At 38.0% G+C, this 17,624-nt stretch carries 15 protein-coding genes; 13 read left to right on the forward strand and 2 right to left on the reverse strand.

Features of this window, described 5'->3' with window-relative positions; genetic code table 11:
- Nucleotides 1-29 precede the first annotated feature (29 nt).
- Complete coding sequence (locus B3H30_RS07850; RefSeq protein ID WP_286774699.1) at nt 30-2,339, reverse strand: putative monovalent cation/H+ antiporter subunit A; 2,310 nt, start codon at nt 2,337-2,339, stop codon at nt 30-32.
- Between the two features lie 364 nt (nt 2,340-2,703).
- Between B3H30_RS07850 and B3H30_RS07855 the strand changes: the two genes are divergently transcribed.
- The 11 genes from B3H30_RS07855 to B3H30_RS07905 all read left to right on the forward strand — a co-directional run bounded on the left by B3H30_RS07855 (nt 2,704) and on the right by B3H30_RS07905 (nt 15,182).
- Entirely contained in the window at nt 2,704-3,231 is a 528-nt protein-coding gene (locus B3H30_RS07855; protein WP_070569139.1) for an RNA polymerase sigma factor, read from the forward strand.
- A gap of 46 nt (nt 3,232-3,277) precedes the next feature.
- The gene (locus tag B3H30_RS07860; RefSeq protein WP_070569142.1) at nt 3,278-4,435 is read left to right on the forward strand and encodes a FecR family protein; all 1,158 of its coding nucleotides are present in this window, start codon (nt 3,278-3,280) and stop codon (nt 4,433-4,435) included.
- A 255-nt stretch (nt 4,436-4,690) separates the two neighbouring features.
- Complete coding sequence (locus B3H30_RS07865) at nt 4,691-8,317, forward strand: SusC/RagA family TonB-linked outer membrane protein (protein ID WP_286774698.1); 3,627 nt, start codon at nt 4,691-4,693, stop codon at nt 8,315-8,317.
- Nucleotides 8,318-8,328: 11 nt separating this feature from the next.
- Nucleotides 8,329-9,816, forward strand: a complete 1,488-nt coding sequence (locus B3H30_RS07870) for a RagB/SusD family nutrient uptake outer membrane protein (protein ID WP_145329866.1) — start codon at nt 8,329-8,331, stop codon at nt 9,814-9,816.
- A 5-nt stretch (nt 9,817-9,821) separates the two neighbouring features.
- The gene (locus B3H30_RS07875; RefSeq protein ID WP_145329868.1) at nt 9,822-11,213 is read left to right on the forward strand and encodes a substrate import-associated zinc metallohydrolase lipoprotein; all 1,392 of its coding nucleotides are present in this window, start codon (nt 9,822-9,824) and stop codon (nt 11,211-11,213) included.
- A gap of 3 nt (nt 11,214-11,216) precedes the next feature.
- Entirely contained in the window at nt 11,217-12,536 is a 1,320-nt protein-coding gene (locus B3H30_RS07880; protein ID WP_145329870.1) for a DUF4302 domain-containing protein, read from the forward strand.
- A gap of 93 nt (nt 12,537-12,629) precedes the next feature.
- Entirely contained in the window at nt 12,630-13,070 is a 441-nt protein-coding gene (locus tag B3H30_RS07885; protein WP_145329872.1) for a hypothetical protein, read from the forward strand.
- A gap of 306 nt (nt 13,071-13,376) precedes the next feature.
- On the forward strand, nt 13,377-13,964 hold the full coding sequence (locus B3H30_RS07890; RefSeq protein ID WP_145329874.1) for a hypothetical protein: 588 nt from the start codon (nt 13,377-13,379) through the stop codon (nt 13,962-13,964).
- A gap of 47 nt (nt 13,965-14,011) precedes the next feature.
- On the forward strand, nt 14,012-14,266 hold the full coding sequence (locus B3H30_RS07895; protein ID WP_145329876.1) for a type II toxin-antitoxin system Phd/YefM family antitoxin: 255 nt from the start codon (nt 14,012-14,014) through the stop codon (nt 14,264-14,266).
- 1 nt (nt 14,267) lies between these two features.
- Nucleotides 14,268-14,525, forward strand: coding sequence for a Txe/YoeB family addiction module toxin (locus tag B3H30_RS07900; RefSeq protein WP_145329878.1), 258 nt, complete (start codon nt 14,268-14,270; stop codon nt 14,523-14,525).
- Between the two features lie 510 nt (nt 14,526-15,035).
- Nucleotides 15,036-15,182 carry a hypothetical protein gene (locus tag B3H30_RS07905; RefSeq protein ID WP_158638944.1) on the forward strand — a complete coding sequence of 49 codons (147 nt, stop codon included), beginning with the start codon at nt 15,036-15,038 and terminating at the stop codon, nt 15,180-15,182.
- 311 nt (nt 15,183-15,493) lie between these two features.
- On the opposite strand, the gene B3H30_RS07910 is transcribed toward B3H30_RS07905, so the two are convergent.
- A complete protein-coding gene (locus tag B3H30_RS07910) occupies nt 15,494-15,739 on the reverse strand; it encodes a helix-turn-helix domain-containing protein (RefSeq protein ID WP_145329880.1) in 246 nt (81 codons plus the stop codon).
- Between the two features lie 626 nt (nt 15,740-16,365).
- On the opposite strand from B3H30_RS07910, the gene B3H30_RS07915 reads away from it, so the two are divergent.
- Both B3H30_RS07915 and B3H30_RS07920 read left to right on the forward strand, forming a co-directional pair.
- Nucleotides 16,366-16,740 (forward strand): hypothetical protein, encoded by a 375-nt coding sequence (locus B3H30_RS07915; protein ID WP_145329882.1) that lies wholly within the window; start codon nt 16,366-16,368, stop codon nt 16,738-16,740.
- 108 nt (nt 16,741-16,848) lie between these two features.
- Nucleotides 16,849-17,604 carry a TlpA family protein disulfide reductase gene (locus B3H30_RS07920; protein WP_286776683.1) on the forward strand — a complete coding sequence of 252 codons (756 nt, stop codon included), beginning with the start codon at nt 16,849-16,851 and terminating at the stop codon, nt 17,602-17,604.
- Nucleotides 17,605-17,624: the final 20 nt, after the last annotated feature.

A 17,624-nucleotide genomic window follows, 5' to 3' on the forward strand; every position in this document is an offset into this window, starting at 1 on the left:
GCTCATTTGTGCATAACCTTTATCTATCATTATTCTTTATCAGAGGATTTTAAACGTAATTTTAATAAGCTATATACCCCTAATGCAGCAATACTCAATACGACGATTTCAAACATGGTGTCAAAACCTCTGAAATCGACAAGCAATACATTGACGACATTTTTTCCTTTAGCAAGCACATAAGCATAATCGCCATAGAAATCACTGATATTAGTTGTTGTTGGTTCATGGAGTACACGGAGTGCGACCATGGATAGCAAAATTCCAAAAACGATAGCGACCACGGCGTCGCGAATGATAGTGCGTCGGTTGGCCAAATTCAGAAAAGAAGGGAGCTTAAAGAGTACCAATACGAAGAGTACCACCGTGAGTGTATCAATGGTGAATTGCGTCATCGCTAGATCTGGGGCACTGTAAAACACGAAAATAAGACATATGGCATAGCCTACAACACTGGTGGCTACTACGGCTGTTAAACGGGATGAGGTGCGGATGGTGAGTACAATGGCGCCGATCAAAATGCAGACTGTGGTGACTTCGTAGAAACTCACTGGAGATAAGGTTTCCCATTTGATATGGAGTGGCCCGCCCAGGTATAACTGGTAGGCGATCAATAATTCGGCAAATAAGATAATTTTCAACAGATACGAACGCAAATAGCCGTTGTGCATTTTGTTGGTGAAGAAAGTAGAGAACAAAACAATTTCCTGCGCACATAATTGGATGATATATTCAGGAGAAATCTTATTGAAATTTGCAATCCAAGCCAATTTTTTCTCGCTGGGCCTGTTTGTGAAATAAAGCAACGTACCAGCGGCAATTGTAATAGCGCTTAGTAGCAGGATTAAATTAAAGCCATGCCAGATTTTCAGGTGAAATGTTTCGGGTTTTGCGAGTATACTTGTTGCGGTAGGTCCAGCAATCCATTCGCCGACAAGTCCTGGGATGCACCCAAAGACAACTCCTAATATAGCTAAAAGTAGAGGTGGGATCCACATGGCTTTATAGGGCAGGTGGATTGTATTAAATTGCTCGGGTAGCTTACCCACAAAAGGTTTGATGCCGGCCATAAATCCAGCAGAGACCAAGAGTATATTTGTTACTACTGCAGCGACGGTCAAATAGAGAAATAAATCGGGTGTGGCATGTAGTGTTGCCTCGTAAATCAGATCCTTTCCAATAAATCCAAATGTAAGTGGAATACCGGCACTGGAAAGTGCCGCTAGGATACCTGCGATAGCGACAGGCATTAATACCTTGCGTAGCCCCCGCAAGATTGTAAGATCCCGCGTTCCGGTTTCATGGTCTATAATCCCCGTAATCAAGAATAATGCGGCTTTATATAGCGCATGTACGAGTATAAAGACACTTGCAGCGATAATGGCATCCTTGGTACCGAGTCCCCATAAGAAAACCAAAATACCGAGGGCGGATATGGTTGAATAAGCGAGTACTCCCTTGAGGTCTGTTCTGAAAATCGAATGGAATGCGGCATAAAGCATCGTAAGGCCACCAATGGCCATGAGGGAATACATCCAGATCGGGTTGCCCCCAAGTATCGGTGAAAAACGGGCCAAAAGGTAGATTCCTGCCTTTACCATGGTTGCCGAATGTAAGTAGGCCGACACAGGTGTTGGCGCCTTCATGGCACCGGGTAACCAAAAATGGAAAGGGAATTGTGCTGATTTCGTAATCGCTCCAAGTGCTACGAGGCCAAAGACCAGGGGAAAGAGTGGATGTTGCTGAATGATTGATACTTTGCCGATGAGTGCTGTAATATGGTAAGTGCCAGCAATATTACCCAGCAAAATAAAACCTGCCAGTAGAAAAAAACCACCCAACCCAGTAATGGATAGTGCAGTCAGTGCGCTTTTGCGTGAATCATTTTTGTCATTGTTAAATCCAATGAGAAAAAATGAGCTGATCGAGGTCAGTTCCCAGAAGATAAACAATAATAACATGTTGTCCGACAGGACAAGCCCCAGCATAGCCGACATAAAAAGGCAGAGGTAGCCAAAGAATCGATCGATATACCGATGACCTTTGAGATAGGCATTCGCATAAAAGAATATACAGGATCCGATCCCAGTAATCAATAAGGCGAAAAGTAGCGACAGTCCATCTAATTTAAAATCCAGATTGATGCCTAAGGAGGGCACCCACGATGTTGATTGTACGAAATAGGAGCCTTGACCAATAGGTACAATATATTGCGTAAAGTATAGAAATAGAAGTACCGGTAAGAATGCGAGAATAAAACCCCATTTGGTTTTTAGGAATCGACCAAATGGAACAATAAGGCTCGATGTTATTAGTCCTGACAGAACAGTAAATAGCATGTAGTCTTTGTTTTAATTTTTAACCTTCTACATTTCATTGTTGCCAATGCTTATATGGCGATGAAGGTTTTTTGAAAGTTTACAATATAGTAAAAAAAAGCGAAAAAATGCTAGTTTTTGACCGTTTTCTCTCTCTATAAATGATAAAAGCAGGAATTTTGTTTTGTTTGTCGGAAAAAAAACAAAACTAGTTTAGCAATTTGGAGATGAATAAATTCGGGTTTAGAATTATTATTTGGGATTGACAAAAAAAAAGAGCATTTTTACGATACAATTATTAAACATCCTCAATTGGATGTGTTTTTTACCCTAAATAATCTCATCTATAAAAATAATAGAATCAGAGTGTGGAAGAGATCTAACTATGCAGAAAGAAGAAGTATTGTTTAAGACACACTATAATGGACTTTGCCATTTTGCTTGGAAGATTGTTGGTGACCTTTCTCTAGCAGAAGATCTGGTACAAGACTCTTTTATTGCTTATTTCAAAAATACTGATCATGTCAGTGATAATGAGATTGCAATAAAGAACTATCTCTATAGCTCTGTGCGTTTCGCTTGTTATAATCATATCCGTCATGAAAAGGTCCGTCAAAAATATTGGAATGTTGTAGGTTTTACCGAAGAAGATAATACTGCGCTTGAATTGAATATGATTCACAGTGAGGTCATTCAGGAAATATATAAAATTATTGAGGAAATGCCTTTCGCCTGTCAACAAGTTTTTCGGCTTGGTTATCTTGAAGGTTTATCCAATCTTGAAATTACACGGGAGCTGCAAATTAGTATCAATACTGTAAAAACACAAAAGCAACGCGGCATGAAAATGTTGCTCAAACGTTTGAATCCCGAGTTTATACCCCTTATTATATTTTTGTTAAAAAATATTTAAATTCTTGTCACCCTTTTCTTCGTCTTAAGTTTCTTTATGGTAATTGATGAAAGAAAACACAAGACATATCACTGATTTAATACAGAAATTCCTTTGTGGTCAATTGACAGCAGAGGAACAAGTGCAGCTTGATGAATGGCTCAATGCCAGTTCACAAAATAAGCAGCTTTTAGAGTCCTTCCGAAAAGCGGAAAATATAGCAGAAGATTTAGCCGTTATTCGGCAGTTGGATGTAAATCAAGCATGGGAGCGGTTGAAAAGTAAAGAATCCAACAGCGCGAGATCTTTCCGGAAATGGTCCTTAAGCATTGCAGCATCTATTGTATTCTTGTTAGGTGGTTTTCTATTATGGAAAGGTGATTTTACCTCATTCTTTTCGGGTGATAAAAGTGTAATAGTTTCAAAAAAGCAAGATATTGCTCCGGCAACAAGTGGTGCAGTATTAGTCTTGGCTGATGGCTCCAGGCTCTCTTTGAATAGTGATTCCACTAAAACCTTGACTAAAAACAATAATCTAATCGGAAATAGCAATGAGCTGATCGTTAAGGAAATAGATCAAACGATCCCATTGCAATACAACTCATTGATTGTTCCAAAAGCAAGTTTCTATAAGATGACTTTGGCTGATGGAACAAAAGTTTGGGTGAATGCGCTATCTCAATTGAAATTTCCTGCGCAGTTTTCACCGAAAGAACGTAGAGTCTTTTTGGATGGAGAAGCCTATTTCGAAGTTACCCCCAAGTCAGATCAACCTTTCATTGTGGAATCGAAAGGTAATGAAATTAAAGTGCTCGGAACGCATTTTAATATTAATTCTTATTCGGATCATGTTCGAACAACTTTAGCAGAGGGGAGAGTGGAGGTACGTCAAAATGATCAACGGGTGGAATTATTTCCTGGTGAATATGCTTCTTCTTTTAAAGACAACTTAGTTAAGGGAAAAGCAGATCTGGCCCATGATCTTGCTTGGCACAACAATGAATTTTATTTCAAAAAGGAAACGATAACGAATATAGCACATCAATTATCACGTTGGTATGATCTAGATGTTACCTTCCGAGGTGATGTGCAGCTGGACAAAGAGTATACCGGAAGTATTGAGCGTGATGTAAAATTGTCTCAAGTATTGGAGATGTTATCCTATGTCAGTAACCTAAAATTTGAAGTAGAAGGTAATAAATTGATTATTGCTACCAAAAGTTAAGGACTAACAATTTATAAAAAGAAAATAGCGCGCCTATGATAAAATAATACATCAAAAGCAATGACCTAAAAAAGAGAACAGGAATGTTGCAGCATCCCTGTTCAGAAAAAGATGCGATCATCAGGTCCTAAAATCTAAAAATGAACAATTAAATCCCAATTAACCACAAAGTGTAAATGTATGAATAACTTACCACTTAGCAAAAGGTGGTCCTTGATCCCTCAAGACCCACGATTTTGCAAACCATTACGTATTATGAAAATTAGTACATGTCTTCTATTCGCATTTGTGACGGGTGTGCACGCTAAGAGCGCAGCACAAAAAGTCACGTTGAATATGAAAAATGCACGTATTGAAGAAGCATTGTCTGCCATCTCCAAGCAGTCCCATCTACGTGTTTTATATAGTGAAAATCTGAATACTAAAGCACGGATTTCTGTGAACGTTAAGGATGCATCCGTTGAGGAAGCATTGAATGCTGTCTTAAAAAGCAATAATATTGAATACAAAATTATTGCTAACACCATTTCGGTCAACAGTAATGCAAAGAACGTCAATTTAACGCTTCCTGAAGAAGTCCAACAGCAGTCCATCAATGGAACGGTCAAAGATAAAGACGGAAAAGGGTTGAGCGGGGCTACAGTAACAGTCAAAGGAACATCTGTTTCTACCCAAACGGATGAACAAGGACGTTTTAAGATCAATGCTCCTTTAACTTCTACTTTGGTTGTCCGATATATAGGTTATGCCGGAGGTGAAATTGCTGTAGAGGGACGTGCTATTGTCCCTATTATATTAAAGCCTCTGGATAATCAGTTAGATGTCGTTGATGTCGTTTCGACGGGATATCAAAATATTGACCGTAAGTTGTTTACTGGTGCAACATCAAAGATCAATGCGAAAGATGCCGAACGTAACGGTGTGCCAGATATTACTAGAATGCTAGAAGGACAGGCGGCTGGTGTATCCGTTCAAAACGTTTCCGGCACTTTTGGAGCTGCTCCAAAAGTGCGGGTCCGTGGAGCAACATCTCTTTCAGGAGATAATAAACCATTGTGGGTTGTAGATGGCATTATTCTAGAAGATGTAGTCAATATTTCTAATGAGGCACTTTCCACAGGTGATGCAAATACATTGATAGGATCTTCGGTGGCGGGCTTGAACCCTGATGATATTCAGGATTTTACAATACTCAAGGACGCTGCGGCGACTGCTATGTATGGGGCGCGAGCAATGAATGGTGTTATCGTCGTCAATACCAAAAAGGGACGAAATACAGATGGTCAGCCACGTGTAAGTTACACTGGAAACTTTACGACTTATTTGAAACCAAATTATTCCCAATTTGACATTATGAATTCAGCAGATCAGATGTCAGTTATTTTGGAACTTCAAAACAAAGGCTATTATACCCATAGTGGTTCTTCAAGAGGTAAAGATGGTGGTGTTTTTTATAAAATGTACAATCAGTTATATGATTATGATCCCTTAACAGATACTTATAAATTAAAAAATACGCAAGAAGATCGATTAAATTTTTTATCTCGATATGCAAATGCCAATACAGATTGGTTTGATTTGTTATTCAAGAATTCATTATTGCAGGAACATTCTGTGAGCGTAAATTCAGGGACGGAGAAAGCCCAATCCTATTTTTCAACTTCGTTGATGAAGGATAATGGAATGACGCTCGGTGATAACGTTAGTCGTTATACAGCCAACTTTCGTAATAATTTTAAGTTCTCGGATAAATTATCCGCTGAATTTTTGGTTACTGGTTCGATTCGTGATCAACGTTCTCCCGGAACATTGACACGTCAATCCGATCCTGTATATGGATCTTATAGTAGAGACTTCGATATTAATCCTTATTCCTATTCCTTAAACACAAGCCGTATGATGACGGCCTATGATGAAAACGGAGAATTGGAATATTTTGTTAGGAATTATGCGCCGTTCAATATTTTCAACGAACTGGAGAAAAATTATTTAAAGTTGAATATGTTGGATTTGAAAGTTCAGGGAGGTATCAAATATAAAATTATCCCGCAATTGACTTATTCCGCAGATGGAGCCTATAGGTATGCTAATTCGACACGGCAGCATTATATTTTGGAAGGATCTAATATGGCGGAAGCTTTCCGAGCCGATTATGATGCGACAATAGCCAACGGAAATATTAATTTGTACAAGGATCCGGATGATCCCAATAGCTTACCGGTTGTTGTTCTTCCCGATGGTGGTTTTTTTAATACCACTACTAATAACATCAAAAATTATTACTTCAGACAGAACCTAGAGTATGATGATACATTTAGTGATATCCATCGTTTAAATATCTTTGGATCTATGGAAGTCCGATATACGGATCGGCAAAATTCAAATTACGAAGGGATTGGTTATCAGTATGAAAACGGTGGGCTGGTCAATCCGAATTACCGTTATTTCAAGAAAATGATCGAAGGAGGAGATCCCTATTTCGGTATGGATTATAATTATGACCGATTTGCAGCATTTATGTTACGAGCCGCTTATTCATATAAAGGAAAGTATAGTGTAAATGCCACAGGACGATATGACGGATCAAACAAAATGGGAAAATCGAATGTTGCACGTTGGTTACCAACTTGGAACGTGTCAGGCGCATGGCACATTGATCAGGAAAAGTTTTTTGAGAATATATCCCATATTGTTTCAGGTGCAGCCATACGCGGTACTTATGGGTTAACAGCAAGTATGGGTAATGTTGCGAACTCTGCCCCTGTTTATTACAATCAGATCACCTATCGTCCGTATGAAAGTGAAAAAGAAGCGGGTGTTTATATTTCTGGATTAAAGAACTCTGAATTGACGTGGGAGAAAATGTATGAACTTAATATCGGAACTGATCTTTCCCTATTCAATAAACTTGATATTACATTTGATTGGTATAAAAGAAATCAATTTGATTTGATTGGTCAGATTCTGACTTCAGGTATTGGTGGTCAGTATCGTAAGAATGCCAATTACGCGGATATGAAGGCTCACGGTGTCGAATTGACAGTAGCAGGTAATATCTTAAAGCGTACAGATGGATTTAATTGGAGGTCATCCTTTAATTTTGGCTACAACAAAAACGAAATTACACGCTTAGAAGTAAATCCGAATATATGGAATATGGTTCGAGCAGAGGGAGGCCAGATGGTTGGCGGCCCACAACGCGGATTGTACTCTATTACATTCGACGGTTTAGATCCGCAATATGGCTATCCTACTTTTATCGGAACAAGTGGTAAAAAAACTACTTATGTGAGATTACAGGATGAAGTAGTGGACTATCTGACTTATCATGGTCCAGTAGATCCTACGCTGACAGGAGGTTTTTATAATAGATTCGAATACAAAAATTTCAGCTTATCAGCACTATTTACATTTGCGACGGGTAATTATGTTCGTAAGCAACCCGCATTTTCGGCATCTTACTCAGACATGTACTCAATGTCGAAAAATATGTATAACAGATGGATGATACCCGGAGATGAAAAGATTACCAATATTCCGTCCCTAATCGATCCGTTGACAGTAACGAATGATGTGAAAGATGAGAACGGAGCGAATGTAAATGCGGTTTATCCTTACAATGCCTACAATTATTCAACAGAAAATGTGGCAAAAGGTGACTTTATTCGTCTGAAAAATGTGTCATTTTCATATACATTACCTAAATCTTTTGTAACGAAATACAAATTTTCAAGTGCCCAGATATCTGTGGTAGGTAATAATATCGCATTACTGTACTCAGATAAAAAATTAAACGGTGCTGATCCGGAGTTTTTCAACAATGGTGGTGTGGCAATGCCCATCCCTAAGCAATACACAATATCTCTTAAGTTAGGATTTTAATAGTGATAAAAATGAAAAAGAACAAACATTATATAAAACGAGCCCTTTTGTTGACAATGGGATGTCTATTATTTAGCTCGTGTAATAAGTTTTTGGATGAAAATCCCGATATGCGAACAGAAATTAATACAGTCGACAAAGTAGCTCAATTGTTGGTTTCGGCGTATCCTGGCTACAGCTATTTTTTTACGGAATCTGCAACGGACAATTTCGAAGATAAGGGGCCAGGACAAGGATCACATTTGAATCAGCCTATGATTGATTTGTATTTATGGAAGGACCCCGATGGTTCTGGAAACAGTACGCCCGTACAATACTGGAACGGTTGCTATGAGGCGATTGCTGCAGCAAATCAGGCATTGGAATCAATCGAAGAAGGTGGTTTTAAACCTGAGAAGATCAATCAATATAAGGGAGAAGCTTTAGTTGCTCGAGCATATTCACATTTTATGCTGGTAACGTTGTTTTCAAAAGCTTACGAGATCAATGGTAATAATGAAAGCCCCGGAATTCCTTATGTCACGAAACCTGAAACGATTGTTATGGGGCAATATGAACGGGAAACTGTAGCTGCCACATATGCTAAAATAGAAAAGGATTTGGAAGAAGGTTTACCATTGTTGGCGGGCGGGGTATGGCAAGTTCCTAAATATCATTTTAACCCACAGGCTGCTCATGCTTTCGCCGCGCGTTTCTATTTATTTAAAGGAGATTGGGATAAGGTTATTACACATGTCTCAGCAATTTTTCCGGACAATAATTTTTACGATAATATCAGACAATATGCTGGTAATCTTTACAATTTGTCCTATGCTGAACATAGTCAAGAATATACAAAAGCTGAAAAGCCATTTAATTTATTGTTGGCCAATTGTTATTCTACTTATCATCGGGATAGTGGATTTGGAAAATGTTTATATGGATTCGGAGAACAAAAGAAAAATGAATGGGCGGGAAATACACCTTTCGGTCCAGCATTTAGAAACCGACTAGGAAGTTGGGGAGCCCCACACTATACACCCAATAAGTACAAAGAATATTTTCATTACTCTAATGTGGCCGCAGGGATTGGGTACCCGTATATCATGATGCCACTGTTTACGACTGATGAAGCGCTGGCCAACCGGGCTGAAGCCTATATCCAAAAAGGTGACTATACTAATGCGATCAATGATTTAAACGTGATCGGTCGTTCCCGGATTGTTAATTTCAATGTTACAAGTAATGGATTGACGTTAGATAAAGCAAAAACCTTCACAGGTCTGGAGGATGATAAAAGTGCGATGCTTGCATCTTTACTTGATATCAAAAAGAAAATGTTTTTATTGGAAGGTATTCGCTGGATGGATATCCTTCGCCATAAAATTACTGTGAAGCACAATTTAATTGCGGCAGATGGTACGGAAACTTATGTTGAATTAAAGCCGGAAGACAACCACCGTCTGTTTCAGATTCCACAGCAAGCTACTTTGGCTGGTATTGAGTTAAATCCTAGATAATAGTTATGAAAAAGAAAAGTATCTTAATAAAAACAGTTTGTGCGATTTTATGTATCCCAGCTTTTCAATCTTGTCGGAAGGACGAGACGTTGCATGTGGATTTGGCACAATATAATATTGATTCACCGGTCAAATCTGAGTTGGATAATTGGATAACATCGAGTTTGACCAATCCTTATAATATCGAACTGGTCTATCGTTTTGACAGGAACGAAACTGATCCTGCCAGAAATATATCGCCGATTGAACTTGACCGAGTAAAGCCCACTGCTGAGGCTATTTTAAATACCTATATAAAGGTTTACGAAAAGGTGGCAGGCCCGACATTCATTAAAACGTATACACCGAAGCAGTTTGTACTTTATGGCTCTCCATCTTACAATACAAATGGCAGTATTACTTTGGGAACTGCGGAAGGTGGACGAAAGGTTGTCCTGTATGAATTGAACGAGTTGGATTTTAACAATTCGTCTGATATCAGAAGAAAAATGCGAACCATTCATCATGAATTTACGCATATTATCAACCAGATGATTGCTATACCACCGTCTTTTGAGCAGGTTACCAAAGCAGACTATGAGGCCGATTGGACTAATACGACGACTAACCCGGAGTCGATATCAAGATCGCTTGGTTTTATTTCCCGATATGCCAGAAGTGCCTATACGGAGGATTTTGCTGAAGTAGTTGCGCATCTTATTGTGGAAGGGCAAATGTATTATGACGATTATGCAAAAGCTTCCGGTGCCGATGCGTACGCAAAATTAAAGCGTAAAGAGGCACTTGTCGTCGATTACTTTAAGGAGTTTTACAATATCGATTTTAGAGCGTTGCAACAGGAGTTTGCCCGGGTGGTGATAGATCAGTATAACGAGAAGGACGCATTCTCGTTGGGATACTGGATGCGTAAAGGTACCTTGGTCTCAGGTATAAAAGTAGATCCTCTAGCTATATACAATTCAAAATACCAGACATCTACAGCCTTTAACAGTATTTATGAAGCCGTTAAATCAGGTATTGCAGCTGTAGGAGGAGCGAATAGAAGACTAGATAATATCGAATTCAAATTTTCTTCTGGAAATCAGATGGAGCTTGTTGTACAATACACCAATACTGCCAATACCACTTATTATGCTAATTATTCATATACCTATGCAATCAACGCTGCTAACGAGATGACGCTTACTAAAGTTGCTCAGCGTGGAACTGATGGTGTTTATGGGAATGCAGGGGTGATAGGCGCGGGGGTGACCGTACTACAGAATTATCTGACCTCGAATACCTTTGTGGTAGACTGGATCCATCACGATGTGGAGGCTGCTGATTTTATGACTTTTGGTGGTTTTTATGTAAAAGGAGCCCCGGATAATTATGTTTTTGGTGTTATTAATAAGTAATAGATGATGAAAAGGTTTTTAATATTATTTATAGCCGTATGGGCACTGACTTCCTGTAGAAAAACTGAAGTGCAGGAATTGTTTGATGCTTCTCCCGAAGCAAGAGCAGGAGAACGATTGGCTGAATTGCAGGATAAGCTGGTCTCAGGTGTAAACGGATGGAAAGGTGTACTGACTACCTCTTTGGGAGGAGGATATTCTTTCTATGTAAAGTTTAATGAAGATAATACAATACAAATGCTTTCTGATATTAACAGTACAACCTCAGGAACAATGAAAGCATCAACGTATAGAACAAAATGGGTGATGGATGCCTCATTGATTTTCGATACGTATAATTATATCTCACTGTTAAGTGATCCTGGTGCTAAAGTGCTCGGAGCAACTGCTGCCAATGGTTTACAGAGTGATGTAGAATTTGAGTATGTGCGTTCGAGCCAGGACTCCGTTTTTTTGAAAGGAAAGCGATATAAAAATAATTTTGTATTGACTAGGTTGTCAGAAGATGAAGAACAGACTTTTATCAACTCATATACTTCAGTAATATCAGATAATACGTCATTGATTTCTGCAATTAAATTTCCATATATCCAACTCGATGGTATTCAAAACAAGATTAGTTTTGTCGTTGATAACAATTCTAAGAAAGTTAGTGCAGAATTTATGGGTAGTGATGGAGAAGTAAATTCACTTGTAGGAAAATTTGGTTTTGACATATATGGATTCACTTTTCCAATTGCCATGCAGGTGGGAACTTCTAATTTTATCAATGGAGTTATAAAAGATAATAAGTTATTATTAATTGATGTAGAAGGCAAACAAACAGAAGTTAAGAGTAACGATGTCCCTATCCTACCGATCCTAACGACTTTCGGCTACAACAAAGCAAATAAAAGAATTACTTCAGACGCAATTCCCGGCGTTACTGCGAATGTTCATATTTTTAATAAAGTAAGAGAGCTATTTACAGCTTCTGGGCGTAATATTACTTCAATGTATTTTGCATTTACAAATAGTACGACAGCAATTTTCTATATAGGATATAATTCGGGAGCATCAGCATTTGTAGCTTCTGCTAGTTATCAATATACGCAAGATGGAAATAAACTTAAATTAAAGAGAATTGGTATTGACGGTGGAAATAATTGGAATACTAGAGCGGTTCAGGTTGCACCTGTTGATAATTTGTTTGGCACGGGCGATGAAAGAGAATTTCTTATTGACTGGGTTTCAAGTCAGAATGCGACTATAGTCTATCCTATTGCAGGAATAATATCAGCTTCTAATCCATTGAATATGTTATATGGTAAACTAGGAAATTAGTTTATATAATAATCTTTAGAAACGGTCATCAGAATAGAAGTTGACGATGACCGTTTTTAACGTCATTTTTTAACCATTTAATAAAATTTTTTTATGAAAAAAGTAATCTTAATTTTAATGTTGGCAATAGGAACCTTTTTCGGTGTGAAGGGCCAGACAACACCTGGTTCAGGTTCTATTAACGATATTTTGATCGCGTTTGATAGTGAGGGGAAAACAGGGGAATTGTATTTCGATAAAGATACTCAATTGTTTCAAGGAGGATGGATATCCTATTCTATACCTAATGGGGGAGGATTATATTATATGCTTCCCGTCAATTCAGTTTCGGGGCAGTTAGTTGGAAGTATATCAGGCCCAATACAGGAAAATTTAGAGTTCCCTTTACCTGGGCAGCCTCTGCCGACAGAACTGGCCCTTGAAACATCTACTTTTTCACATTTTGAAGGAACAATCTACTACGGACAAGGTTCCGAATGGGGAAACTTAGTTTTAAATAATTGGAATAATGGCGTCTTAACAGCTGTGAATTAAATGTCTTTATTAATTGGAGTATATTGGGGTACTCTGTTGGATAGAAATGACGAGTTGTATTTAGACAATCTCAAAGCGTATTAGTTGGAGGTCACTTTCTTAGATTATGAAGAGGAAGTGACCCCAATTATGTCTATTATTAGATGATTGTTGTTAGATCGTATTAGTTTGAAGGGAACTGAAATTAGTGAAGTTTGAATGTTCTTTTGTTGGTTCAAATTAACTGTATCCGCCAATTAAATTATTTGTATTTACCATAAGCATTTATTGGTAAATTAGAAAACAATGTATTTAACCAAACAAACAATGAAAAGATTATTGTTTATTGTTCCCCTGATTGTTTTCTTTCTAGGATGTAAGAAAGAAAAAGCCGAGTTAAATCCACTTTTGGGCGATTGGAAAATTAAAAGTATTTATATGAAATACACCGATCCTGTTAATGGCTTAGTAGAGGAAACTGTAGATGTGAATAAATTTCTGTCTGAACGAGGGTTCTATCCTACGTTAGTTAAGGAAATACATTTCTTCGATAAAGATAGTGTGATATTTATAGCTCCTGAACGTGGTAGTGTTTTCTCAATTGGTGAAAAATATCATATTCAAGACCCGGGCCAGTCACTTGAAGAATCAAGAGGTACCTTCGAATTGGAAGGTAATTTTATCAATGTTCAGTTCAAATATGATGGTGGACAATCAAATTCCAAATACCGTTATGCTCTTGACAAGGGAGGACTTCAATTGATAACAAGGGATATTGATCAAAAAGTAGAGGGACGACAGGTAACCCATAAAGAAATTGGTTTTTGGAGAAATGAGATAACAAAATATTGCAGAGCCATTCTTTCGGGAATAGCTTTTTTCTTTCTAATTCCAAGATGGCGTAACGAAATTTAATTTGTCAATAATTTGTACGTATCTTTGTACAGATAAAAGTACTTGTTATGTTGATTGCTAGTGTATCTGATTTCCGGAAAGACATAAAACGCTATCTGGATAAGGTTTCCAAAAACTTTGAAACCTTAATTATTAATCGAGGTAAAGATTCGGGTATTGTTGTTATGTCGCTTGAAGAATATAATTCCTTGATGGCAACAAACCATGAATTATCTTCCCGAACAAATGAACTGCGTCTTGATGCAGCGATTGAAAAGTTGAAAGCTGGAAAATCGTTTGAGAAGCAGTTGTCGGAGGAGTAATATGAAGTATGTTTTCGTGGATGAATCTTGGGAAGATTATCTGTACTGGCAACAGACAGATAAGAAGAAACTGAAAAAGATCAACGAACTGTTGAAAGATATCGCAAGGACCCCATTCGAAGGGTTGGGTAAGCCCGAACCCTTAAAACATAAGTATTCCGGATTCTGGTCACGCCGCATTGATGAAGAACACCGACTGATCTACAAATACGAGGAAAACCAGATTTTAATTGCTAAATGCAGGTTCCATTATGATTGATCGCATTGGAGCGTCTAAATCAAGTCGAACAGTACTTTTTTCCCTACATATCTTCCAACGACAAACATTGTGTTTCGATCTGGTATTTAGGAAGCAATTTGTCTATTGTAAAATTTCATATTGATAACTACGCAGATCGGAAAAATTATGTTTGAAATGTAAGATCTACATTGTCAAGCTTGTTTAACAAATTAGAAGGGCTTATCAACGATATATTTAATCTGAAAAATTTGTGTAACAGCTATTTTTACTGGATTAAGTAGTCAGTTTTTGCAGACTAGGACATGTAGATGCAGAAACTAATCTAGCTGTTTTTTAACTTTGATCAATCAATGTTCTTTCATAGACAATTGGATGAGACATCTTTCAATTTCTTTTGTATTGATATTTAGCTTAGTTTTGCTATAGGAGAACTGGCAAATTTAACGCCGAAAGAGAAGATGTCATACATATCAAACTTAGAACAAATACGTGTTTATAACGCTACGATTGCGTATGCTGAAAAGGGGTATGGAAAAAGGTAGATTGGAAGAGCGGGCCGAAGCTGAAGCTGAAAAGCTTAAATCAGCGTTAGAATTTAAGAAAATTGGTGTAGCTGTAGAAGATATTGCTAAGGCTTTAGGGCTGACTATCGAACAGGTAGAGGAGCTGAAATAGAATTTTTTATTTATAAAATATTTTTGTAGCCATTCTTTCGGGAGTGGCTTTTTTTTTATTTAGCCATCATAACCAGTTACCTAATTATGATGGCTGAGTAAAATATATAAGCAAATATTTGAATCCCAGCACTGCAGAATCATTGATTATCGCCACCACTCAAAATTCTTTTGAGAGGGGAAGTGAAAATATGGAGGAGGAAGACTAAAGCTTTCGTATATAGTATTAAAGGGGTAGAGGTATAGCGTCTTTACCACGTCTTTGAAGAATTGTCGAACTTGTAATTTCAATGGAGTTTGTCTTCCTCTCCGTTAATCACTTGGCTTATCCACCTTAGAGAAATCTAAAAGATCATTTGGGGTCACCCCAAGTGCATCTGATATCTGGACCAGAATAAATGCTGTAGGGTTTGCTCCCTGACGTTCATAACGATTTATAAATTGTTTATCTTTATTTAATATGGAAGCTAGCTCTCCCTGTTCTATTTTTTTCTCAATTCGAAGTTGTTCAATACGTTTTCCTAATTTGGTGCGAAATGCTTTTTGATTTTGATCCATTTAGTTAAAATCGACATATTGAAAAAAAAATGGTCAACAAATTTGTTTACTATTGTGTTGTTTTTTATATTTGTCTCATTAGTTTGTTAATTAGAATATGATATAAGTTTTAATTAAAATATTGAAAATATAGATATTTAAAAGTCTTGCAGCTCCATTCTCAGGCCAAGTGGCAAGGCAGCAGAAATATCTCACGCTTTCAATGAAAAGTGCTATTTTTGCATTTAATTCATTGAAGTGTGGGGCTGCTGTTCACCCGGCGCAACTTTAGGCCTGAGAATCTTTTGGAGCACGGGATGCAGCCCCCTCTTTAATTTAGCTGCCTTCCAGCAAGACTCGTTTAACCATAAAAACGAGTTATGAACAAAAAGCAACAATCAAAAAACATCATTGCGGCCCCCGAGTAGCTCGGATGGTCTGGACAAATAAGATTTGTCTTCCCTTGCCATGGAACGCGTAATGCCAATATATATACCTTTGTGACCCCTCAATCAAACGCGCTCTGGCTTCCCAGAATGAATTAATTTTTACTTATGTAACCTGAGCATAGTCAGGCCCCGTAAAAAACTGATTTCGGTCGGAAAGGGACTCTATGTGCTTTAGGTTGCGGTTTGCAAGACTGAAATATGAACAGGATTTTGGCGCTACAATTTGCTTTTGACCGTTTGATTTATGATGTTCACAAGGCCGATTACGACCCTATAAAGGAGATCGAAACGTTTTGGAATAGATATGCACTGGATACAATATCTGACAATATCTTGGAGCTATTGGGTACATATGTGAATGACGAAATGCAAAAAGACTGGTCTTACATAGATGAAGAGATGTACGAGTTCGCAACGGAACTGTATCGTGTATTGATCGCATACTGTGTCGCCAATTATCGTCATATCGCTCTCTCTAAGCTCGAACTCTCGGCAAAAGCCAAGGAGCGTATAGCCAAGAAGCTGGAAATGAGCAAAAAAATCGTTGATTTTTTCTGTCGTTTATCGAAATAACCACTAACAAACAAAATTATGAATACCCTTAAATTATTAACCTTCTTAAGGCTTTATATCAGCTATATATTTCAAGTGCTTGCCACGCACTACTTAAGAACAAGGCCTGTGCAAATCAAGCGAATGTTAAGGCCACTTTCTTCTGTCTTTTGCCTGACCAACTTCGCCCCAACTTCTGCCTTTTATGCTATTGGCTCCGAGTTTTCATCGGGATTTCATCGGGCCATACCGATTAAAACCCGATGCCGCCCCGATGAAAATCCGATGAAATGTAGAAATTCGGCAGGTATTGGTCGGGTAATGCTCTGTTGCATCGCAGTAGTTTCTATGTTTAGTTTATCAGCTCAGACGCCCCGCAAGGACAGCGGGGCCGATGGGCAGTTAACCAAACAATCCGATATTGTGCCGTTACAAGTTGGTCGTAAAGTCCCGGAAGAGTTCTGGACGAAAGAACATCTCTTTTATATCAATGGGGATACTGTGCGTAGAAATCTCCAAGAATATAAGGGAAAGCTATTGGTGCTCGATTTTTGGATGATTGGCTGTTATACATGTTTTCTGCATCAAAAAGAAATCAACTATTACAAACAGCTTTATAAGGATGAACTGACAGTGGTTATGGTGAATGGTATAAAAACAAAAAATAATTATTCAAGTATCCATCGCTTTCTAAAAAATGAGTGGATTCAGGGATTGGGACTGGAATCATTTTCATCCATAATTGAAAGTAGCTATTTGGATCAATTGCTTCAACCGGGTGGGTATCCGATGTACTATTGGATCAATAAATATGGTATACTGCAGACGGTATCCTATCGTAATCTATTGGACAGGAATTATGTAGCACCATTTTTAGATAAATAAGATGGTAAGAACTATTATGC

This window comes from Sphingobacterium sp. UBA7038 (genome assembly GCF_002494055.1).
Classification (GTDB): domain Bacteria; phylum Bacteroidota; class Bacteroidia; order Sphingobacteriales; family Sphingobacteriaceae; genus Sphingobacterium; species Sphingobacterium multivorum.